The sequence below is a fragment of the Bifidobacterium sp. MSK.13.1 genome (assembly GCF_019131435.1).
In the GTDB taxonomy this organism is placed as follows: domain Bacteria; phylum Actinomycetota; class Actinomycetes; order Actinomycetales; family Bifidobacteriaceae; genus Bifidobacterium; species Bifidobacterium pseudocatenulatum.
Genome location: NZ_JAHOMM010000002.1, coordinates 83136 through 105444, shown reverse-complemented (window position 1 = coordinate 105444; position 22309 = coordinate 83136). Strand labels below are relative to the sequence as shown.

20 protein-coding genes and 1 pseudogene are annotated in these 22309 nt (G+C 55.0%); 6 read left to right on the top strand and 15 right to left on the bottom strand.

Going from position 1 to position 22309, the window contains the following annotated elements; genetic code table 11:
* Positions 1-77: 77 nt before the first annotated feature.
* A complete protein-coding gene (rpsT, locus tag KSY55_RS03175; RefSeq protein WP_003835031.1) occupies positions 78-338 on the top strand; it encodes a 30S ribosomal protein S20 in 261 nt (86 codons plus the stop codon).
* 97 nt (positions 339-435) lie between these two features.
* Here rpsT and KSY55_RS03170 read toward each other — a convergent pair whose 3' ends face one another.
* The 6 genes from KSY55_RS03170 to KSY55_RS03145 form a co-directional block, all read right to left on the bottom strand.
* The gene (locus KSY55_RS03170) at positions 436-1185 is read right to left on the bottom strand and encodes a trimeric intracellular cation channel family protein (protein ID WP_004221823.1); all 750 of its coding nucleotides are present in this window, start codon (positions 1183-1185) and stop codon (positions 436-438) included.
* Positions 1186-1375: 190 nt separating this feature from the next.
* Positions 1376-2503 (bottom strand): branched-chain amino acid aminotransferase, encoded by a 1128-nt coding sequence (locus KSY55_RS03165; protein WP_003835037.1) that lies wholly within the window; start codon positions 2501-2503, stop codon positions 1376-1378.
* A 561-nt stretch (positions 2504-3064) separates the two neighbouring features.
* The gene (locus KSY55_RS03160) at positions 3065-3478 is read right to left on the bottom strand and encodes a GNAT family N-acetyltransferase (protein WP_022245170.1); all 414 of its coding nucleotides are present in this window, start codon (positions 3476-3478) and stop codon (positions 3065-3067) included.
* A gap of 85 nt (positions 3479-3563) precedes the next feature.
* Entirely contained in the window at positions 3564-3932 is a 369-nt protein-coding gene (crcB, locus tag KSY55_RS03155) for a fluoride efflux transporter CrcB (RefSeq protein WP_004221807.1), read from the bottom strand.
* Positions 3929-4438, bottom strand: a complete 510-nt coding sequence (locus tag KSY55_RS03150; protein WP_171842445.1) for a CrcB family protein — start codon at positions 4436-4438, stop codon at positions 3929-3931. Before KSY55_RS03150 ends, crcB begins: the two co-directional genes overlap by 4 nt.
* Positions 4439-4897: 459 nt before the next feature.
* Positions 4898-5494 carry a 50S ribosomal protein L25/general stress protein Ctc gene (locus KSY55_RS03145; protein ID WP_004221801.1) on the bottom strand — a complete coding sequence of 199 codons (597 nt, stop codon included), beginning with the start codon at positions 5492-5494 and terminating at the stop codon, positions 4898-4900.
* Between the two features lie 285 nt (positions 5495-5779).
* On the opposite strand from KSY55_RS03145, the gene KSY55_RS03140 reads away from it, so the two are divergent.
* From KSY55_RS03140 to KSY55_RS03130, 3 genes and pseudogenes are all read left to right on the top strand, one after another.
* Positions 5780-6775 carry an alpha/beta hydrolase gene (locus KSY55_RS03140; protein ID WP_217749537.1) on the top strand — a complete coding sequence of 332 codons (996 nt, stop codon included), beginning with the start codon at positions 5780-5782 and terminating at the stop codon, positions 6773-6775.
* A 232-nt stretch (positions 6776-7007) separates the two neighbouring features.
* A pseudogene (locus KSY55_RS03135) lies at positions 7008-7588 on the top strand (MFS transporter); the annotation flags it as partial.
* A gap of 364 nt (positions 7589-7952) precedes the next feature.
* Positions 7953-10469, top strand: a complete 2517-nt coding sequence (locus KSY55_RS03130; protein ID WP_065439432.1) for an excinuclease ABC subunit A — start codon at positions 7953-7955, stop codon at positions 10467-10469.
* A 65-nt stretch (positions 10470-10534) separates the two neighbouring features.
* Here the strand turns inward: KSY55_RS03130 and nrdF are convergent, their stop codons facing one another.
* The 4 genes from nrdF to nrdH all read right to left on the bottom strand — a co-directional run bounded on the left by nrdF (position 10535) and on the right by nrdH (position 14514).
* Positions 10535-11527 carry a class 1b ribonucleoside-diphosphate reductase subunit beta gene (nrdF, locus tag KSY55_RS03125; protein ID WP_034880571.1) on the bottom strand — a complete coding sequence of 331 codons (993 nt, stop codon included), beginning with the start codon at positions 11525-11527 and terminating at the stop codon, positions 10535-10537.
* A 136-nt stretch (positions 11528-11663) separates the two neighbouring features.
* Positions 11664-13847, bottom strand: a complete 2184-nt coding sequence (gene nrdE, locus KSY55_RS03120) for a class 1b ribonucleoside-diphosphate reductase subunit alpha (protein WP_217749538.1) — start codon at positions 13845-13847, stop codon at positions 11664-11666.
* A gap of 2 nt (positions 13848-13849) precedes the next feature.
* Complete coding sequence (gene nrdI / locus KSY55_RS03115; RefSeq protein WP_065434739.1) at positions 13850-14335, bottom strand: class Ib ribonucleoside-diphosphate reductase assembly flavoprotein NrdI; 486 nt, start codon at positions 14333-14335, stop codon at positions 13850-13852.
* Positions 14281-14514 carry a glutaredoxin-like protein NrdH gene (gene nrdH / locus KSY55_RS03110; RefSeq protein ID WP_003835061.1) on the bottom strand — a complete coding sequence of 78 codons (234 nt, stop codon included), beginning with the start codon at positions 14512-14514 and terminating at the stop codon, positions 14281-14283. Before nrdH ends, nrdI begins: the two co-directional genes overlap by 55 nt.
* A 497-nt stretch (positions 14515-15011) precedes the next feature.
* Here nrdH and KSY55_RS03105 point away from each other — a divergent pair, with 497 nt between their 5' ends.
* Together KSY55_RS03105 and KSY55_RS03100 are read left to right on the top strand one after the other, a co-directional pair.
* Complete coding sequence (locus KSY55_RS03105; RefSeq protein WP_034880575.1) at positions 15012-15668, top strand: TetR/AcrR family transcriptional regulator; 657 nt, start codon at positions 15012-15014, stop codon at positions 15666-15668.
* Between the two features lie 74 nt (positions 15669-15742).
* Positions 15743-17026, top strand: coding sequence for an MFS transporter (locus KSY55_RS03100; protein WP_055063362.1), 1284 nt, complete (start codon positions 15743-15745; stop codon positions 17024-17026).
* Here the strand turns inward: KSY55_RS03100 and KSY55_RS03095 are convergent.
* The 5 genes from KSY55_RS03095 to KSY55_RS03075 form a co-directional block, all read right to left on the bottom strand.
* The gene (locus KSY55_RS03095; RefSeq protein WP_181974367.1) at positions 16964-17350 is read right to left on the bottom strand and encodes a hypothetical protein; all 387 of its coding nucleotides are present in this window, start codon (positions 17348-17350) and stop codon (positions 16964-16966) included. The genes KSY55_RS03100 and KSY55_RS03095 overlap by 63 nt on opposite strands.
* A 330-nt stretch (positions 17351-17680) precedes the next feature.
* Positions 17681-19048: a hypothetical protein gene (locus KSY55_RS03090; RefSeq protein ID WP_055063360.1), complete on the bottom strand. Its 1368-nt coding sequence runs from the start codon at positions 19046-19048 to the stop codon at positions 17681-17683.
* A gap of 245 nt (positions 19049-19293) precedes the next feature.
* Positions 19294-20721 (bottom strand): NAD(P)(+) transhydrogenase (Re/Si-specific) subunit beta, encoded by a 1428-nt coding sequence (locus tag KSY55_RS03085; protein ID WP_171025328.1) that lies wholly within the window; start codon positions 20719-20721, stop codon positions 19294-19296.
* 18 nt (positions 20722-20739) lie between these two features.
* Positions 20740-21045: an NAD(P) transhydrogenase subunit alpha gene (locus tag KSY55_RS03080; RefSeq protein ID WP_003809446.1), complete on the bottom strand. Its 306-nt coding sequence runs from the start codon at positions 21043-21045 to the stop codon at positions 20740-20742.
* A gap of 3 nt (positions 21046-21048) precedes the next feature.
* Entirely contained in the window at positions 21049-22194 is a 1146-nt protein-coding gene (locus KSY55_RS03075; RefSeq protein ID WP_004221753.1) for an NAD(P) transhydrogenase subunit alpha, read from the bottom strand.
* Positions 22195-22309: the final 115 nt, after the last annotated feature.

Sequence of the window (22309 nt, the reverse complement as noted above, 5' to 3'; positions counted from 1 at the left end):
CCGTTGGCAATTTATCCGCGCGCCATGTTATCATCATCGTTTGTATGTCCTTATAGAAAACGTCGTTTGGAGAAATAGTGGCAAACATTAAGTCGCAGAAGAAGCGCGTTCTCACCAACGAGAAGGCCCACAAGCGCAACGTGGCCGTGAAGTCCAGCCTGAAGACTGCCGTTCGCGCCACCCGTGAAGCTATCGCCGCCGGCGATAAGTCCGCAGCAGAAGCCGCCTACAAGGTCGCAGCTCAGAAGCTCGACAAGGCTGCTGGCGCTGGCGTGATTCACAAGAACCAGGCTGCTAACCGCAAGTCCGGTCTTGCCGTGGCCATCAACGCTCTCTGAGTTTTAGAAGCTCACAGCTAACGAAAATCCCGCAGGTTTTTCCTGCGGGATTTTTTGTTACGCAAATGTCTTCCGTTTAATTACCATCTCACTGTCGCTACCTACGCTTGTCACACTTGCGTTTGTCGGAATCCTTATCAGAATGAATGACCGGTCGTTTCAAATATTTCGCTTCACTTGGCAGATATGTATTATGACGCACCAACGCTCCCGGAAGCTGAATGTCGAAAATCACCGATACCAATCGCATGCTGACCATCAATGCGACGATCAGCAGATCAAGCACCACTTCGGCTGGAAAACTGACGATTCCAGCGTCCACGCCTTTGCAGACAAGCACCGTCAGTACGCACCCCACGGCAGATGGAACCGCATACCAATGTTTGTCACGAATCACCATCGGCACTTCGTTGATGAGCATGTCTCGAATCAGGCCACCTCCAAGCGCGGTGAACATGCCGAGAAAAACCGCGGTCATGCCTGACGTGTGGTACATCATGGCTTTGCTGGTACCGTTGACCGCATACAATCCCAATGCCAGAGCATCCAACGACAGCATGGACCATTTGAGCCTGTTGATTTCGGGATGGCACACCGCGACGGCCACCGAAGCCAGCAGAGCAACGATCACCAGTCCTTTATCCGACACGCCTACCGGTGGCGCGATGCCCAGCAGCACGTCACGGATGATTCCTCCGCCCAATGCGGTGAGCCATGTGGTGACGAGAATCGCGAAGATATCGTAGCCTTTGCGCACGGCGGCAAGTCCGCCGCACATGCCGCAGCAGAACGTCGCCAAATATTCAATCCCCCAAAAGAAGGCATTACTCTCCAACGCCACCGACATGCTTTCCCATCCTTTTCCCTTCCCTCACTTCCCCCACTCTCGGATTTCGCGACTTCCCATCGTACACAATAAGCCGAGGGGCGGGAAACATGGTGTTCGACCGTAGGCTTGGCCGAACGGCCTTGAGTGTGCCGAATACCATGTTCCCCGCCCCTCGGCGGACTTTGAACTATAAGTCAGTCGCGAAAAATCAGCAGACCTTCCACATCCAGTTGTGCGGATCCTCGATCTCGCCAAGCTGGATGCCCAGCAGCTGGTTGCGCAGGTTCACGGTGAATTCGCCGGAGTTGCCGTCGGCAACGGTCACGTCGAACTTCTCGGACTTGAAACGACCGATCGGGGTGATGATGGCTGCGGTACCGCAAGCGAACACCTCGGTGACTTCGCCGGACTTGATGTCTTCGAGCAACTGGTCCAGAGCGATCATGGTTTCGACCACGTCGTGGCCGTTGTCCTGGATGAGCTGAATCAGGGAGCGACGAGTCACGCCCGGCAGAATGTTGCCGGTCAGAGACGGGGTCTCTACGTGGCCGTCCTTGTGCACAACCATCATGTTCATGCCGCCAAGCTCCTCGAGGTAGGTCTTGGTAGCGGCGTCGACGAAGCAGACCTGCTCGCAGCCGTGGTCGATGCCGGTGTATTCGCCCAGCAGGGATGCGGCGTAGTTGCCACCGCACTTGGCGAAGCCGGTGCCGCCAGGGCCGGTGCGGAACCACTTGTCTTCAACCCAGATGCTGACCGGCTTCACGCCGCCTGGGAAGTACGGGCCGGACGGGGATGCGATCACGCAGTAGTCCACTTCCTGCGGAGCACGCACGCCGAGGAACGGCTCGGAAGCGAACATGAACGGACGCATGTACAGGGTGTACTCGCGGCGGGTCGGAACCCAGTTCACGTCACGCTTGACGAGGGCGGCCACGGAACCGATGAAATCGTCGATCGGCAGTTCCGGCAGGTACAGACGCTTGGCAGAGTTCTGGAAACGCTCGGCGTTCGCATCCGGACGGAACAGCCAGGTGGAGCCATCGGCATGACGGTAGGCCTTCAGACCTTCGAAGCATTCCTGAGCATAGTGCAGAACGGATGCGCCCGGATCCATCTTCAGCGGCGCATACGGCTCGATGCGGCGGTCTCCCCAGCCTTCGCCCTTGGTCCAAGTCATGTGGGCCATGTTGTCGGAGAAGACCTGACCGAATGCCGGCTTGTCGATGAGTTCGGCACGTTTGGCGTCGGATGCCGGGTTTTCGTTCGGGAGCACGGTGAACTTCTCGGTGAGCTTGTCAAGCTCTGCCGGATCGTGATGATTCTGTTCAGTCATTCTTTACTTCTTCTTGTTGCAGCCGCCCGAAAGCGGCCCGCGGTTGTTGGTATCCCAGTGCTTGTGGCACCGGTTCTGGTTAGTAACTTTCCCACATCATAATCTCTTTCGATTACAAGCGTTCGCGATATGAGATAGGAAGAAACATCCTGCGAAAAAGTCGCCGCCCTCACGCCTGATTGATGCTCTATAGACTCGGAACGTATTCTGAATTGTTCAAAAAATGACTGTACCTCATTCCCCAAAACACCATTATGACGTTCAGGTCTCTGACAGCGGGATGTGGGTGAGAATGATGGGGCGAGTAGTTTCGACGTCGTAGTACAACATGCCGCTGTCGCCTATTGGGGTGAGGAGACTTCATGGCGGAAGGCGCTGGAAACGCAGCCTTCCCAACGCTCGTCGCGTTCTGCGCGTTCCGTTCGTCGCTTCCGGTCATGCTGCGATCCTTTCGGGTGAAGCATGCAAGCCAACCCTCCGATGTATTGGCGGATACTCGAAAAAGCAATACCCCCGTCATTAGACGAGGGCAATAAGATTGTTGGCGTCACGATGCTTGCTTCAGCGGCGTTCTCCCGGATTGCGGATCTGCATGGCCGCGCCGTCTTCCATGATTGAGAAGCCGTGCTTCTGGTAGAAGGTGGCGTTCTTGCTTTCTTCCGGCATGACTTCAATATAAAGGTAGTCGCGATATCTCTCTTTGACCATGCCCACCAGGTGGCCTGCGATGCCATGACCCTGATATTCCGGATCGACCAGCACGTAATGCATATAAGCCACCATCTCAGTGTCATCGAGCACGCGCACCAAGCCTACCAAGCGGTCGCCGTCCCATGCGCTGAACACGGTGGACGATCCCATCAGAGCCTTGTACAGACGTTCCGGATATTTGCCTGACACCCATCCGACGGATCGGAACAGTTGCTGCGTCTGTTCTTTGGTGAACTTCTTTTCATCGGTATACGTGATTCCCATAGCCCCGAGCGTGGTTGCATGCTACGCGCGGACTGAAGCCAGTCTCTGCATTCGGACGTGATTTTGGAATCACGTTTACGGTGGCTCAGGCCAGCCAGTAACCGCACGCAACGGCCATGACGGGCACGACGATCGAAGCCAGCGCATAGCCGATGAAACAAGCGATTTTCCCATTGCGCAGGAGCGTAACCGTCTCGTTCATCATGGTTGAGAACGTTGAGAAACCGCCGAGAAATCCTGTTGCGAGCAGTAGGCGGCAGTCGGGGCTTATGGTGTTCGCCGCGAACAATCCCGCCACCAAGCCGGCAAGCAGACCAGCCACAACATTGATGGCAAACGTCGAAAGCGGGAACGTTTTGCGCCACAATGCCTTGATATACGAATCGCAGATATAGCGTGCGGCCGCGCCGACGCCACCGCATGCGCATACGCCGATCGCAAGCATTGCGCTCATCGGATCGCCTCCTTGTCAGCATGTTCGTCTTTGTTTCGTTCCGCCAACCACGAACCGCATAAGGCACCGGCGTAGGCGAGCGAAAAACCGACAATGAACGTTACGCAGCAATAGGTGAGGACTCCGGGAATCGCGTGATCGTCAATCATCATGAATTCTTCCAATGCGAGCGTGGACATGGTGGAAAGGCCTCCGCACATGCCCATGCCGAATCCACGATTCACGTATTCTTTTGCACGGCCTTTCAACAGGCTGGAAGATCCCAGCCATGCGGAAAGCGCCGCATATACGAAGCAGGCCACCATATTGGCCGCGAACGTACCGACATGGAAGCCGCCCACGTCCGCAATGGACGAGCTCGCATACCGCAGTCCCGTGCCGACGCATCCGCCAAGGAATACCACCGTCACCACATCAAGCCGAATAATATGCTTATTCAAATGTTTCTCTCTTCCGCACCGTCTCACTTCGTCTCTCGTGCATTGTTTCCATGCATCGTCAGTCATGCTAGTCGTTATTCGATTGGAATGCTGATGCATGCCACGTATTTGCTGGAATCCTACGTCAGATCATTGTCGATCAGTGTGATCTCACGTGGGAAGCCTACCACCGTCAAATGATGATTCTCGATATAGTCCATTAATGTGCGGCATCAGGATGGCTGCCGGGAAAACGGATCGTCACGCAGTCCGTCTCCGGCAGTACGCAATCGCTCCCTTCGTACCCGACAGTGCCATACGGGTTCACTGAACGTATAGGCGAGTATAGTCCGTATCCACCCGTTGTATCAATATTGCGTAAGGAATGCAGGATTTGCCGTCAGTCTCTTATGTCTTCCAGCTCATAGAACGGGTGTTGCCGGGTATGAAAAAGCCCATGCGCGTCTGAGCACATGGGCTTTTCATCATCTCTTACGGTTGTTCAAAACCGTAGAATGGAAGTTTGCTTCCTTAAGCTATCTGAACTCACTCAGCGTTTTCAGCCGGAGCGGTTTCGACCGGAGCAGCCTCATCGGCAGCGTCTTCCGGCACCTCGACGGTGACGACGGACTCTTCCGGATCCTCGACGTCGAGCACAACGCCTTCCGGCAGCACGACATCCTTGGCGAAGACCTTGGAACCGTCGGTCAGGCCGTCAACGTTGACCACGATCTTCTCCGGCAGGTTGGCGACATCGGCGCGAACCTTGAGCTCCTGAATGTCGACGAATGCGACGGCAGCGCCCTTCGGGGTGCCCTCGACGAACACCGGCACCTCGACGTCGATCTTCTCGCCGGCCTTGACCTCGTAGAAGTCAACGTGCTCGACGATGCGCTTCACCGGGTTGCGCTGAACGTCCTTGACGACGGCCATCTTGGTCTCGTCACCGAACTTGATGGTGAACAGAGCGTTGGTGTGACGCAGGGACAGGGTGGTTTCCTTCATCGGCAGCTGCACGAAGACCGGCTCTTCGCCGCCTGCGTACACGGTGGCCGGAATAAGGTTGGCGACGCGCATGCGGCGGGCAGCGCCCTTGCCGAACTCGGTACGGGCAGCGCCTTCGAGGGTAATGGTGGTAGCCATGGGCTATTTCTCCTTATGTTTTATTCGTTCATTCTGTTTCGGCGCATCAACGAGCCGTGAATCAACCCACAAGGAGCCTACAATCACACGCCGAGTCGATTACGGAAGCCATACGCTTCCCTCGCCAAGACAACAGTTAACCAGTATACGGCGAGGGCGGACATTATCGAAAAACGTCTCACATCAAAAATGAAAAAATCTGTCAAAGCCCACGAAAACGCCGTACGCACGTACAATCGATAGTAATTGTGAACAATCCGTCAATCGCAAGGAAACGAGACAGCAATGAAGCATGACAATGACACAATCGTTCGCGACATTTGCATCGCCACGGGAGCCGTGACGGCTGCCTGTATCGCATCGTTGGCTACGACTGCGAAATACCTGTTCCATTTCTGCATCGATACGCAATGGAAACGTTCCGTTTTCCATCGATCGCTGATTGCGCCGGAGCGTATCGAAAAACTTCAGCAGGGTGAGGCACAGGAAGCAGGAGAATGGTTCGCGCAAGCCAAACAGCCTGTGACGATTACCAGCGATGATGGACTTCGACTGCATGGATGGCTGTTCGATCCGGATTGCACTGCGCCAAAACCACACCTGTACGCAATCTGCATGCATGGTTATACCGGTGTACCGGAGGAAACCGCGAAATGGGCACATCGTTACGCCCGCATGGGCTTCACCGTATTGGTTCCGTCACAGCGTGCCCAAGACTTGAGCGAGGGACGGTACGTCGGCATGGGCTGGCTTGAACGCAATGATCTACTGAATTGGATCGACCTTATCGCGTCGAGTGACGCCGACGCCCGTATCCTGCTGTATGGCGGTTCGATGGGCGCGGCAACGGTGATGATGACGACGGGAGACCCGCGTCTGCCGCGCAATGTGGTGTCCGCGATTGTCGATAGCGGCTACACGTCTGCGCGCATGGTGTTCATCGACAGCCTTCGGCATTCGTCGCGTCTGCCGAAACCGCTTGCCGCGGTATGTGTGGATGCCGCGGGATTGTTCTGCAAACATTATGCAGGGTACGATTTTTCGGAAGCCACCTGTCTGCAGTCGCTCAGACATACTGTCATTCCGATGCTGTTCATTCATGGCGAACAGGACGACATCGTGAGCTCACGTTTTCTCAAGATCAATTACGAAGCGTGCTCGAGCATCGATCGAGAAAAGCTCATGGTTCCCGACGCACGCCATATGGAAGCATCCGTCGTGGATCCCGAACTGTATTGGAACACCGTCAATGCCTTCATCAAACGCGCATTCGAATTGTGAGCCATGAAAACTGTGTCAAGGTTCACATGAGTTTTTCCTCATGCTTATCCCCAAGGTGAACATACACAATGTTCATTTGTTGGAAAATCCAATGAAATCAACGGCTTACCCACTTCTGCCGCCTCCCGGCACGCTCAAGGCCACGGAATACTTCACCATTATCTTGTTGTTTGTTCGTCGCAGGGCGAACAAACAACAGAGAGGAACGAATATTACATGGCCAATCAACATCCTTGGCATGTCGGCCGCCTTCCTTGGACCCTTCGTCGAAAAGGACATCAAGAAATCGGCTTTGATCTCAACGGTCTGCTTCGCCTGCAGGTTCGCCGGTACCGGAGCCAGTATCGCGGCAGGATGCCCCCGGCGTGCTCATCTTCTATGGCGTAATCATGGGCATTGGATTGGGCGTCGGCTATCTGACGCCGGTGAAGAACCTAATGCTGTGGTTCGCCAAAAGTCTCGCCACCGGCATCGCCGTCGCGGGATTCGGTCTGGCCAAGGCCATCGCGGGAAGCATCAGCGTCATCCTGACCGTCGATGCCGTGTTCAACGCTGCCGGTGCTGCTTGAGCAGCACTTTGGCATGAAGTCAGTGTCCACCGTGCACGGACTGGCTTTGAGCGCGTGGGCGTTCGCCGGATTGTCCGGCAACCAGTTGGCATCCTTCGTCGTCTCTCATGCGACGGATGCAGCCCACCGATACAGCGCGCTGATTCCGATCATCACCGTACTGTACGCCGTCGCTCTCGCGTCCATCATCGCCGTGACGCTCGCCACGAAAGGCAAGGGCGCCAACGCCTTATCATCACGTTGAGCGGCATGATACATCGTTCAACACGCTGACACGGCGGATGAGCCCATCAACGCCTTATGCGGATGTTCTGGGCATTCGCTTGTTAGCCGCCCTGCGCCGGGGAACAGACTTTGGTTCCGCTCCCCGGCGAACTTCTTCCCATTGATATATACGATGTATATGATTCCTTCCTTTCCCAATCCATTTCCCCGTATTCCACCGCATCGCCTTCCGATTCACGTACGCTGACGGTAGCCGTGAAAAACAATGGCATCCCCTCCGTTGCGGTCGAATATATGGATCAGATACCACAATTGCAGCAATACCATGACGAACAAGGTTCCCCTGCCCGCGTGTTTTCCGCCACACAGGTACTGTAGTGGGTATGGAACAATCATCTGGAGCTTTCCCGCCGTCCCGCATCGAAGTGCGCGGTGCCTGCGTACATAATCTCAAGAACGTCGACGTCGACATTCCGTTGAACAAATTAGTCGGCATCGCCGGTATCTCCGGGTCCGGAAAGAGCTCTCTCGCTTTAGGTGTGCTATACGCTGAAGGATCCCGACGTTATCTGGAGGCTTTGTCGACGTATACCAGGCGACGTCTCACCCAAGCGAGTCGAGCGCAGGTAGTCGACATACGTCATGTGCCCGCGGCTCTCGCCCTCCATCAAAGACCTTCAGTGCCCGGCGTGCGATCCACGTTCGGCACGATGACGGAGCTGCTCAACAGTCTGCGTCTGTTGTTCTCCCGTTGCGCCTCACATGTCTGCGAGCATTGTGGCGAACGCAACCGTCCCACAATGAACGTGGCGGCCGAGTTGCCTATACGATGCACATCCTGCAATCAACTCATGCACCCACCATCCGCCGAACAGCTGTCGTTCAATTCCGCCGGCGCATGCCCGACCTGCTCCGGAACAGGCATCGTGCGAACCGTCGACCGTGCTTCCCTGGTACCAGACGAGACCAAAAGCATCGACGCCGGCGCAGTATTACCATGGGGATCGTTGATGTGGGATCTGATGAAGCAGGTGTGCGGCGCGATGGGAGTGCGCACGAACATTCCATTCAACCAGCTGACCGACGCCGAGCGGGACATCGTGTTCAACGGCCCGGCCGTCAAGAAGCATATTCTATACAAACCGAAGAAAGGCAATGATTTCGCCGAACTTGACTTCACGTACTTCAACGCCGTGTATACCGTGGAGAACGCGCTCGCCAAAGCCAAGGATGAGAAGGGTATCAAACGCGTGTCGAGATTCCTCAGCGAGCAACCATGTCCGGATTGTTCCGGTACGAGGCTTTCACAGCAGGCTCGTCAACCGCAGATTCTCGGTATTAATCTGGCACAAGCCACGGCAATGACACTTGACGAAACGATACGTTGGGTGCGTTCAGTACCCAAGTCATTGCCGCAGGAGATGCGTGCGATGGCCACAGCCATCTGCGAATCGTTCGAGGATACGGCCGAGCGGCTCGTGGAACTCGGATTATGCTATTTGTCGCTTGACCGCGCAGGTGCGACACTGTCCACCGGCGAGCGCCAACGTGTGCAGTTGGCCCGTTCGGTGCGTAACCGCACTACAGGCGTGCTGTATGTGCTGGATGAACCGTCTATCGGATTGCATCCGGCGAATGTGGATGGACTGTTGGGCGTGATGCGCGATTTGGTGGCTGACGGCAATTCGGTGGTTGTGGTCGATCATGATACCCGTGTGCTTGCCGCGATGGATCATTTGGTGGAGATGGGTCCAACGGCCGGTGCCGAAGGCGGTCATGTGATCGCTCAGGGTGCGGTGGCGGATGTTATGACGGCACCTGGTTCTCAGATAGCGCCTTTTCTGCGTGATGGTGGCAAAATACATGAGCGGGCGCGGCCGCAGATTGACTTAGATGCGATGTTCGCCAAGGGTCGGATTCATTTGGAGACGAATACCGTGCATACGGTGCATCCGTTATTGGTGGACATTCCGCGAGGACGTCTCACTGTGGTGTCTGGCGTGTCGGGTTCCGGTAAGACGACGATGGTATTGGAGACACTGGTCCCTGCGTTGCGCTCGGCCGCTGATGGTACCGTTTCCCCGAGCTCGATTCGTCTGATTGACGCGGATGGCATTTCGAAAGTGGAACTGATCGATGCCACGCCCATTGGAGCAAACATCCGTTCGACCGTGGCGACATATTGCGGTGTTCACGATGATCTGCGTCGTGCGTTTGCGAAGACTTCCGATGCCCATAAGAAGAATCTCAAACCTGGCGCATTCTCATACAACACGGGCAAGTTGCGCTGCTCCACTTGCGATGGAACCGGTACCATTTCGTTGGACGTGCAGTTCCTGCCCGATGTTGACGTCACGTGTCCCGATTGCCATGGGACACGGTATGCACAGACCGCCGATGACATTCGATTGGTTTGCGCGGACAGCGTCGCCCGTTCACTGCCGGAATTGATGTTGCTAAGCGTCGACGAGATGATGCCTCTATTGGATTTCCTACGCCCCGTTCGATCGAAACTGGCCACACTGCATGAGCTTGGCCTGGGGTATCTGACACTTGGCGAGCCGACTCCTGCGTTATCAGGCGGCGAAGCGCAACGGCTGAAGCTGGCCAGCGAAATGGGACGCGGACAGTCCGGTTCGGTATTCGTGTTCGACGAGCCGACGATCGGGCTACACCCGTTGGATGTGCTGGTATTACTACGCGTGTTCGACTCGTTGGTGGCTTCTGGGGCGACAGTTGTAGTAATCGAACATGATCTTGATGTAATCGCGAACGCGGATTATCTCATCGACATGGGTCCGGGCGGAGGCATGGCCGGCGGTCGCATCGTATGCGAGGGAACACCGGAAACGGTCCGTGCCTGTCCTGACAGCGTCACGGGCAGATATCTGCGTGGATGATCCGACGCGAACTCGCCCGTGACGGTTTCCCATAGCTGCTTTCCTCGGGGTTGTCTGGGATACAGTCAGAAATCCCAGTCATCGTCGTCGGTCTCGACTGATTTGCCCATTACGTACGAGCTTCCCGAACCGGAGAAGAAGTCATGGTTCTCATCGGCGTTCGGACTTAACGCGGCAAGGATCGACGGGTTCACGTCGCAGATCTCTTGTGGGAAAAGCGCTGGATATCCGAGATTCATCAACGCCTTGTTGCCGTTGTATCGCAGGAACTTTTCGACATCTTGCGTCAATCCGACAGGCTCGTAGAGGCTGCGCGTGTACTCCACCTCGTTGTCATACAACTCGTTGAGCAGGTCGTAGGTGTAGTCGCGCAGTTCGCCGCGTTTGTCCTCGCTGACCCGCTCAAGCCCTTTTTGATATTTGTATCCGATGTAATAACCATGCACGGCTTCGTCGCGGATAATAAGACGGATCACGTCGGCGGTGTTGGTGAGTTTGGCATGCGCGGAGAAATACATCGGTAGATAGAAGCCTGAGTAGAACAGGAACGATTCCAGCAGCGTGGAGGCCACTTTACGCTTGAGTGGACTATCCCCCTCGTAATAGTCGAGCACGATGCGCGCTTTCCTTTGCAGATACTCGTTCTCCTCACTCCAAGAGAACGCCTCGTCGATCTGTCGGGTGGAACACAAGGTGGAGAAAATCGAGGAATAGCTCTTGGCGTGCACTGACTCCATGAACGCGATGTTCGTATAGACGGCTTCCTCATGCGGGGTAAGCGCATCGGGTATGAGGCTGACCGCGCCAACGGTTCCCTGGATGGTGTCAAGCAAGGTGAGACCGGTGAACACGCGCATGGTCAACGTATGCTCGGCCTCGCTCATTGTGCGCCAAACGGGCAAATCATTGGAGACGGGCACTTTCTCCGGCAGCCAAAAATTGCCGGTCAACCTGTCCCATACCTCAAGGTCCTTGTCATCCTCAAGTTTGTTCCAGTTGATGGCACTCACACGGTCAATGAGCTTAATCCTCTGTCGAGGTACGGATATCGGCGCCATGATGGTCGTCCTTTCTAATCGTCGTCTTATCGTCGCGGCCGTATAACCGCCTGTATTCGTCCGGAGCCGTCAGACGAAGCATCGCGCGGTAAACCAAACGAGACATGTCTTTTCTTTTCCTTTCAAGTCACAGGTTTCACAACATGCAACTGACGCAGCCTTGTACTTCGGTGCCAGACAACGCCTGCTGACGAATGCGGATGTAATACAGCGTTTTGATGCCTTTGCGCCATGCATAAATCTGCGCCTTGTTCAAATCTCGGGTAGTCGCCGTATCGGGGAAGAACAAGGTCAACGACAGGCCTTGATCGACATGCCGCGTTGCCTCGGCATACGTATCAACAATGGCCTTCCATCCGATTTCGTACGCATCCGCGAAATACTGGAGATTGTCGTTGGTCATATACGGAGCTGGATAGTAGATCCGTCCAATCTTGCCTTCCTTGCGAATCTCAATCTTCGAGGCGATAGGATGGATGGAGCTCGTGGAATGATTGATGTACGAAATTGACCCGGTGGGCGGCACGGCCTGTAGATATTGGTTGAAGATACCGTCACGTATGATGTCGTCACGCAGACGACGCCAATCATGCTCGTTGGGGATATGGATGCCCCGCCGTGCGAACAGCGACGCGATTTTCCCGGTCTTCGGCGCCAGCGAGCGCTCGCCGTTCGTATATTTGTCGAAATAGTTGCCTGCGCCTGCAGGCTTCGCATAGGCGGACCGTTCGAAGCCTGCAAACCGTGTTCCGCGTTCGACTGCGAGCTCATGCGAGGCACGGTAGGCATGGTATGCAACGGTCATGAAGTACATGTCGGTGAAGTCGAGGGCTTCCGGTGAACCGTACATGATCGATTCTCTGGCAAGGAATCCATGGAGGTTCATCTGTCCCAAGCCGATGGCATGACCTTCGTCGTTGGCGCGTCGGATGGATGGCACACACGCGATGTCCGTATGTTCCGACACCGAGGTCAATGCGCGAATCGCACGTTCCACGGTTCGTCCCAAATCACCGTCCATCGCTTTGGCGATGTTGAGCGACCCAAGATTGCAGGACACGTCACGTCCCACGTGATTGTAGGACAGATCCTCATGATAGGTGCTTGGCTCCTGCACTTGGAGGATCTCCGAGCACAGGTTGCTCATGGCGATTCGTCCGTCGATCGGGTTGGCTCGGTTCACAGTATCTTCGAACACCATGTACGGGTATCCGGATTCGAATTGCAATTCGGCCAAAGTCATGAAGAACTCTCGTGCGTCGATGTAGGTTTTCCCGATGCGTTCATCGTCCACCATATTCCGGTAGTTTTCGCTGATGGAAACATCGGCGAAGGGTCTACCCATGACGCGTTCGACGTCATATGGGCTGAACAGGGCCATAGGTTCGTGTCTCTTCGCCAGCTCGAATGTGATGTCGGGTATCACTACTCCAAGAGCCAAAGATTTGATACGGATCTTCTCATCCGCGTTCTCGCGTTTGGTATCGAGGAAATGCATGATGTCCGGATGATGAGCGTTGAGGTACACCGCACCGGCACCCTGTCTAGCGCCCAACTGGTTGGCGTAGCTGAAAGAGTCCTCAAGCAGTTTCATCACAGGCACAACGCCGCTGGACTGGTGTTTGATGCGCTTGATGGGCGCGCCGGCCTCGCGCAGATTGCTAAGCAACAGCGCGACGCCTCCACCTCGTTTGCTCAGCTGCAATGCGGCGTTGATGCCACGCGATATGGACTCCATGTTGTCTTCGATACGTACGAGAAAACAGCTGACCGCCTCTCCGCGCTGCGCTTTGCCGAGGTTGAGAAAAGTGGGCGTCGCCGGTTGGAAACGTCCTGATATAAGTTCTTCGAAATACGATTCGGCGGCCGCATGGTCGCCGGCGGCAAGCGCGAGCGCAACGGCGGCCGCGCGTTGCGGGAAGTTCTCCAGGTACTGTTTGCCGTCAAAGGTTTTCAATGCGTATGAGCGGTGAAACTTGAAAGCTCCGAGGAATGTATCGAATTCGAATCCGCAGTCATCCACGTTGCGGTAGAACCTGTCAAGGAATTCGGCATCATATTGGGCAAATACGGATTCGTCGTAATAGCCGTCTGCGATGAGCCGGCTGAGTCTGTCTTGTGTGGAGTTGAAACGGACGGTGTTCGGCAGCACGTGCTTTTCGACGTACTCGCGTACGGCTTGGATGTCTTTATCAAATTGGATGCGCCCCTGCTTGTCGTAGAGATTCAGCATCGCATTGAGCGAGTGCCAGTCATGGGCGCGATCGTAGGAGGCTATGACGTCGGTTGCTGCGTGTGGTGTCGTTGAATCTTCTGGCATGGTTATCGTTGTTCCTGTTGTGTGTATTCGTCGAAAAATCTGCGCAGTCCTTCGCGCACGGTCGCGGTGTCTTCTGAAGTGCCCATCAGTTCGAACCGGTAGAGTAGCGGCACGCGGCATTTAGCCGCGATGATGTCGCCTGCGATGCCGTAGGCTTCGCCGAAGTTGGTGTTACCCGATGCGATGACGCCGATGATGCCACTGCGGTTGCGTTCATCATTGAGGAATCGTTTGACTTGCACGGGCACTGCTTTGCCGATTGTTCCTCCGCCGTATGTGGGTGTCAGCAAGACGTAGGGCTCATCCACATGCAGCTCCGGCTCGTCCGGCCGCAGCGGGATGCGCATTGTATGAATGCCGAATTCATCCAATCGGCATCCTTCGACGAAGCGTGTCGTATTGCCCGATGCCGACGAGAAGTACACCAACGCACTCACCGGCAGCGAGCCTCCAGCTCGTGGATTTTGTCGGGACGATACCCGGACCAGGATTCGTCGTCTGCGATGATGACTGGCATCTGCCGCCATCCTTCGTTCCGCAATCTGTCGGAAATACGTGCGTTGGCCGTAATGTCGACAGTCGTATAGGGAAGGCCTCGTTTGTCCAATTGGCGTTTCGTCGCCGTGCATTGCGGGCAGTTTGCTTTGGTGTATAACGTAATGTTCATGTTCCACGTCCTTTCACGACCGTACGTCGTTGGTATGTGGCACACATTATCCGAACGAAAATAAAAATCAAGACCACAACATACAGTGTCTCGTCACATTTTCAAACACTATATACGGCGTGTTTCCAGTATTGGCAACAGTTTTGAAGTTCTAGAGCAGGACGTGGGCCGGATTTGTGGGATTTTTCACATCGGATGCAATCGTTCTTCACCGAAAGCCCCATGCCATAAAAAGGCATATAGGAACCAGGGTCTTATTCCCTTCGGGAACCCAGCCGTCACTCACTCAAGTTGACCTTGGACACCCAATCATGCACCAACCGCAGAAAAGACAGACATCCCGCACCCCGGCAACGCAGATTCAGGTTTCTTCGCAGAAATCTGCAGAGATTCTTTCGGTACCTCTTCGACCGAGCTGGGAAGTGTCCGACATACCACACCGACCAACGGTATGTATAATGTCGGTGTATTCGACTCCATCATCGAAGGAGAGGCATATGGCGCGCAATGCGCACCCTGAAGTGACGCGACAGCGAATCCTTGACGCCGCGAAAAAGCTGTTCGCGCAAAAGGGGTATGAGCGCACCACGATTCAAGATATTCTCGACGAGCTCGAAGACCTCAGCAAAGGCGCTATCTACCATCATTTCAAAAACAAAGAAGCGATGCTGCATGCCCTGATAGATTCCGACAACGAACGACTTCTTCCCCAGGCAAATCAAGAGGATGGCTCACGAAACGGATTGCAGAAACTACGCAATTCGCTCATGATGCAGATTACCGACACCGAACATATGACCCTCATGCGCGATGCGTTTCCCCTGCTGAACGACCCGAAAATCCTCGCCGAAAATCTTCGCATCTGGCGAACCGACAGCACCAAAATCGCGTACGACTTCATCCAGGAGGGGTTAAGGGACGGTTCAATCACAACCGAATACCCTCAAGAAGCCGCGGAACTTTTTTCACTGCTGTTCAATTACTGGCTAGCCCCAAACTTCTACCCCATCACTACCCTAAGTGAATTCAAGCATCGCATCCACTGTCTTGGATTGATTATGGACTCGCTCGGAGTTCCACTTATCGATCACGACAGTGATATGGAAGATCGGCTTGCGGAAGGCTTCTTCCTACTCGCCAGTAATCCGCAATAAAAGCTCGGCAATGTCAATCTATCTTTATTTGTACCTTTTTTACATACCGTCAGTCGGTATCGAAAGGAATAGTCATGAAAAACTCGTCAGCAAAGACACTCCAATCCAGCTTGCGCTCCGCAAACTTCATCCTGCTTGTACTCGGTCAAGGCATTTCCTTGTTCGGCAATACCATGCTCCGATTTGCCATGTCCATGTGGGTACTGGACGAAACCGCATCATCCACGACCTTCGCCACCGTGCTGGCCATATCCGTCATCCCGACCATACTTATTAGCCCATTCGGAGGTGTTATGGCCGACCGAGTAAGCAAACGTGCCATGATGGTGGCGCTCGATATCATCTCAGGAATCGTCACACTGCTCGCGACTGTGTTTTTCGCACTATCCGGATTCAACATTCTCGCCATCGCCATCATGCAGGTAGTGTTGGCAGTACTCGATGCCATGGAAACTCCCGTCGTGCAATCCGCACTGCCACAAATCATCGGAAGAGAGTCCTCCACTGATCTTCGCCGAGGCGCGGCCATCATCAACCAAGTGCAGCAGCTCAGCCAATTACTCCCGAGTTTCCTAGGTGGCGTGATGTACGGGCTGGTCGGCATTCGACCGATGATGCTCATCACCGCAGCATGTCTTATGTCGGCAGCCATGGTTGAATGCTTCATCAGACTCGCAAAGCCCCTATCGAATCAAGATGATGCCGGCATCTGCCTGCTCGACGTCATCATTGGCGATATGCATTCGGCGACCGCTTTCCTGCTTCGCAAGGAGCCGACCGTAGCACGATTAGCCGGTGTTTGCACATGGATCAATCTGATACTGACTGGATTCAGTTCAGTAAGCTTTCCTTACATTATTCGAACTACGTTAGGCTACGATGCGGCGACATATGGTCTATGCGATGGCATTATCGGCATTGCCGGCATAGCGGGAACATTCATCGCTGGCTGTTTCGCCAACCGTTTGAAATCACGAAACGCCCCTTCGTTGTTGTTCGTGGAAAGTCTTATGCTGCTCCCACCGGCCATCGCCTTCCTGCTTCCATGTTCAACGCAAACCAAGCTCATCATGCTGGTGCTCTGCACTGCGGCAGTCATAATCGCCGTTGATTTCTTGAACCTCATTCTCGTACCATCTATTCAGATGAGGACACCAACCGCGCTTACAGGCAAGGTCATGGCCATTATTTCATCATTGACGATATGCGCCCAGCCACTCGGGCAAATGCTTTACGGATGGCTGCACGCACATTGCACGGTTTGGCTTATACTGCTGATTTCAGCACTGGCATCACTACCCTTGGCATGGTTGGCTCGCCCACTGTTTGCGCACCTTGACGATACGATTTCCAAGTAAGGCAGGGTAATGAAGCCGATATACGAACGTCCGTATGCTGAGAATGCCGCCCAACATATTGCGATTCGGCTTGAAATCAGCCTTCCTTAAACGAATGCCTTTCTGCTTGCAACGAATCACCACCAGCGCGACGATCACACTGATGGTCTGTGCAAAGATTGTGCCAAGGACCGCATCTGCCGGACCAAGCTGAAAATGCCCCATGAACAGGTAGACGAGTGCGATATTGAAACACTGATTCCCAAGCTGGCAGGAACCACTTGGCTGAATCACTATCTTGAGAGCCTGCCAAATCTGGAAGCCCAGAAACAGATGTGCAGACAAGTTATCAGCATGCGATGTTCAACGGCTGACATCAGTTATACAGGAATGTTCGATCGGGGTTCTTTGGCACGGCATGTCCAAAATTGTTACGCCTATGCGGATTGGACGTCCACGCTGGTGGAAGTGAATTACGTAAACGAGAACTTCTGTCTGTCATTCACACAGAAGTTCGCCACAGATAGATACGTAAAAGCATTTCGCGAATTGTTGGAGCAATACGGCATAGCATGCACCGAGATCGAAGAGACAAAGTTCATCTGAACGTTCCGCCATTCAATCTCGGCACAACCATGATGCATACGCTTTGACGTTCGCGATCTGAGAGGCCGATCAGTCGCCGATTGAAACCGGCCTCCCCTCGTTTCCTCCCGTCTCATCCGCGCTTCCCATGTATGGACCCATCAGATCGATATATCCCTTCGCGTCATGAGCGAGAAGCGCACGCGTTGCACGCAGGGATTCGATATCCCTTGGAAAACGGTAGAGCGCAACCATTGCCGACAAATCCCTAAGCCCGTTACAGGCGTCCATTAATCGTTTCTTCTCCTTTCGCGGTGCGAAAAGCGCATCATCCCTACTTTCCGGTTCCGGGAAGCAGATATACCCTCCCAATGTCATCGCCAACCCCATCCCTTTAACGGATTCAGTCGTTCGTCTCAGACTTTCCACTCCCTGCTGGAACATCTTGTCATCACGAGTCCGGAACCCTTCAGTAAGGGGCCGCGAGCCGACTGCCCCCAACAGCGACAGGGCAAGATCATGCAGGTACAGCGGATCCTCCCAAATGTTCGTCACCTGATACGCGCCCTTCTGGTAAACGCGTTCCATGATTTGCGAAGCTGATTCAGTCTGCTTGTTCCACAAAGCACGATACGCTTCCACGATTTTCCCCGCATCGTACAGATATCGCGCATCCATACACGCGGGATATTCAAGCAACATGGATTCGGCAAGGTCGGCATTGCAAGCATAGTCCAGATCGGCTTGAATTCTAAGATCGCGCAGATGGTCGCACAGATTTCGATAGGAGAAGTCTTCATCGCATCCGGAATCCACTACTTTCGGATCGTCCCTCAGCATGCACATGCCGATACCGCCATATCCAAGCACCATCAACGCAACATCGGCCGCACGCGGCTCTTCCTCACCCCAACGTAGCAGACTGTACGCGGCCAGCCAATATACTTCCTGCAAATATTCAGCCATGCAGGCCAGTCTCTTCTTTTTGCTGGTAGCGTATTTTCCACCCTTTTTCTTGCTTCTCCGAAACACATCCTTGGTGTAGGTCAATCCAATCTGGAATGGCATTCTGCTGCTGGGCCTTTGCAAAGCCACCGCTATCGAAGCGTCATTGATCATTTCATAGAGCCAAACGCTCATACCGTACTTACGCACGATGTTACGGCATCCATCAAGAAAATTCGCATCATGCTCAACCAGATCATAATCGAACGAAATCATGGCCCACGCCAGATTCGCCACCCATGATGTGCTGCAGAATAATTCCTTCCCCAGTTCACAGACTTTTTCGTCAAAAAGCGAAAGAGATCCGATCTCACCGTATTCATCGTGGATTTTTCCCAATTCCGCAAGATATTTGCCAGAACTGTATCCATCAAACCGCTTGATAAGTTCTTCGATCGTTGCCAAAAATCCCTGTTCATCCATATGGAACGGGCCAGTGATTATTTCCGCCATGTGCAACTCCTTTGTTGTAGGGTGCACCTACTGTCTCATATTCAAATCATCTTGCGCCACCGAACCTTGAAAATCTGTGGATATGTGGAAAACTCCACCCATATCCACAGGCGAATAACGACTGTGGATAACTCACAATTCGCATGCAACAGACCTGATCTTACGAAAATCACCATATGCAAAAAGGTCCCTTCCCTCACCGGAAGAGACCTTTCAGGAAAAGCATCAACGCAACGTTTCAGCTGTTAGTTGATGAGCTCCTTGACTGCCGCGATAACGGCCTGCAGGCTTGCCTTGGCGTCGCCGAAAAGCATCTGCGTGTTGTCTTCGAAGTACAGTTCGTTCTGGATACCGGCATAACCGGTACCGCGACCGCGCTTCATGACCACCACATTCTGGGCCTTGTCGACGTCGAGGATCGGCATGCCGGAGACCGGGGTGCCCGGCTTGCGTGCGGCCGGGTTGGTCACATCGTTGGCGCCGACCACAAGAGCCACGTTGGCCTGCGGGAACTGCGGATTGATGTCATCCAGATCGACGAGCTCCTCGTACGGCACGTTGGCTTCGGCGAGCAGCACGTTCATGTGGCCAGGCATACGGCCTGCCACCGGATGGATGGCGTAGGAGACTTCGACGCCGTGGTTCTTGAGGAGCACACCAAGATCAGCAAGCTCGCGCTGGGCCTGAGCCTGGGCCAGACCGAAGCCCGGCACGAAGATGACCTTTTCGGCGTATACGAGCTGTACGGCCAGATCGTCCGCGGAAGTTTCCTTCATGCTGCCTTCCGGACCCTCACCAGCGCCAGCGGCGGCATTGGCACCACCGAAACCGCCTGCAAGCACGGACAGCAGCGGACGGTTCATGGCCTTGGACATGGCGATGGACAGGGTCACACCGGCGGCACCAACCAGTGCGCCGGCCACGATCAGAGCGATGTTATTGATAGCCAAGCCGGACATGGCCACTGCAGTACCGGTGCAGGCGTTGAGTACGGAAATGACCACCGGCATATCGGCGCCACCGATCGGGATGACGAACACGAGACCGTAGCACAGCGCGAACACGGTGGTGAGCACGGACCACAGCAGACGCTGGCCCGGCTGCACGCACAGCATGACGAAGGATACGACGGTCAGTACGGCGAACAGAATGTTCCAGAAGCCCTTGCCCGGCAAGTTCAGCTTCTTCACCCACTTGATGCCCTGCAGCTTGCCGGCTGCGATCAGAGAGCCGGAGAACGTGACGGAACCGATCATGATGCCCAAACCAGCGGTGATCAACACCACGATGGAAGGCGTGCCCTCGGAGGTCAGAATGTCGTTCAAAGCCACAAGCGCGGCGGCGCCGCCACCCACGGTGTTGAATACGGAAACGAGCTGCGGCATGTCGGTCATCTTGACCTTCTTGGCGGAAACCACACCGGCGACGGCACCGATGATGATGCCGGCTATCAGCAGCACAACGGCAACGCCATGCTGGAATCCGTTGGAGATCTCACCTGCGAACAGCACAATGAACGCCATGACCACGGCAAGGATCATGCCGACAGCGGAGACCATATTGCCCTTGCGAGCGGTCTTCGGAGAGTTCATCAAGTGCAGGCCGATAACGAACATCACGGCGGCCAGCAGATAGACGAACCATTCGATGACGCCGAGCGGCGTGCTCAGCATTTCAGCCATGGTACCCATTTACTTGGCCTCCTCTTCCTTCTTCTTGCCCTTGTCGGACTTGAACATCTCCAGCATGCGGTCGGTGACGACATAGCCGCCGACCACGTTCATCGTGCCCAGCACTGCAGCCAGGAAGATGAACACCCAGGCGAGCGGGCTGGTGGCATGCGCGGCGACGATAACAACGCCGGCGATGACGATGCCGTGGATCGAGTTCGCGCCCGACATCAACGGAGTATGCAAGGTGGCCGGCACCTTGCCGATAACCTCAACGCCGATCAGCAGCGCGAGGACGAACAGAGTAATCGCAACAACGATATCCATTGCTTACTCCCCTTCCTTCTTGGCTTCCTCGCCGCGGCCGGCCACGACCATGGCGTTGTCAAGCTCTTCGTTCAGATCGATGGCCAGCTTGCCGTCACGCACGAAATGCGCAAGCACATCGGCCACATTGCGGCTCAGCAGGTTGGATGCGGTAGTGGAAACGCCGCTTGACAGGTACGGAGCGCCGATGATGGTCACGCCGTTTTCAGTGACTTGGGTGCCGACGGTGGAACCTTCGACGTTGCCGCCGAGGTCGCTTGCCGCGCAGTCGACGATCACAGCGCCACGGTGCAGTCCGGCCACGCCAGCCTTGGTCAGCAGAACCGGAGGCTTGCGGCCGGGAACCTTGGCGGTGGTGATGACGATATCGAAGCCGGCAGCCTTCTGATCGACGGCAGCCTGCTGCTGGGCCTGCTCTTCGGCACTCAGCGCACGGGCATAGCCGCCCTCGCCCTGACCCTTGGAGAAGTCAAGACCCAGATCCAGGAACTTCGCGCCCAAGGATTCAACTTCGCCCTTGGAAGCCGGACGCACATCGTACGCGGTGACAACCGCGCCAAGACGCTTGGCGGTGCCGATGGCCTGCAGACCCGCGATGCCTGCGCCAAGAATAAGCACCTTGGCCGGGCGGATCGTGCCAGCGGCGGTGGTCATCATCGGCAGGAACGAACCGTACGCGTTGGCCGCCACGATGGCCGCCTTATAACCCATTACGGAATTCTGAGAAGTCATCTCGTCCATAGACTGCGCGGAGCTCAACTGACGCGGCAGCTTCTCCATGGCAACACCGACCAGACCGGCCTTTTCAATCGCAGTGACATAATCGGCGTCGGTGAACGAACCGAGCATACCGATAATCCAGGTACCCTGCTTAACGCGTCCGAGCAGCGCGCTGCTCGGACGATCGACGAAACCAAGCACGTCGGCACGCGCAATCACTTCATCGGCGGAGACGACCTGCGCTCCGGCCTTACTATAATCCTCATCAACATAATGCGATGCGACGCCCGCACCGGATTCGATCAGGCAGTTAACACCCGATTTACGCAACCTCGTTACGATATCCGGTGTCAGAGCAACACGAGACTCGTGTTCGGAGGTCTCATTGAGAACTCCGAAGACCACGGTGGCTTCAGCTGTTTCAGCCATAGGTGCCCTTTCTTCCTCGTTAAAGAAATCAAAATGAACAGATACAGCGCACCAGTGTAACGTAGGTCACACCTTTGTATGAAGAAAAGTTCACCTATTGAATGGCATCGCATGG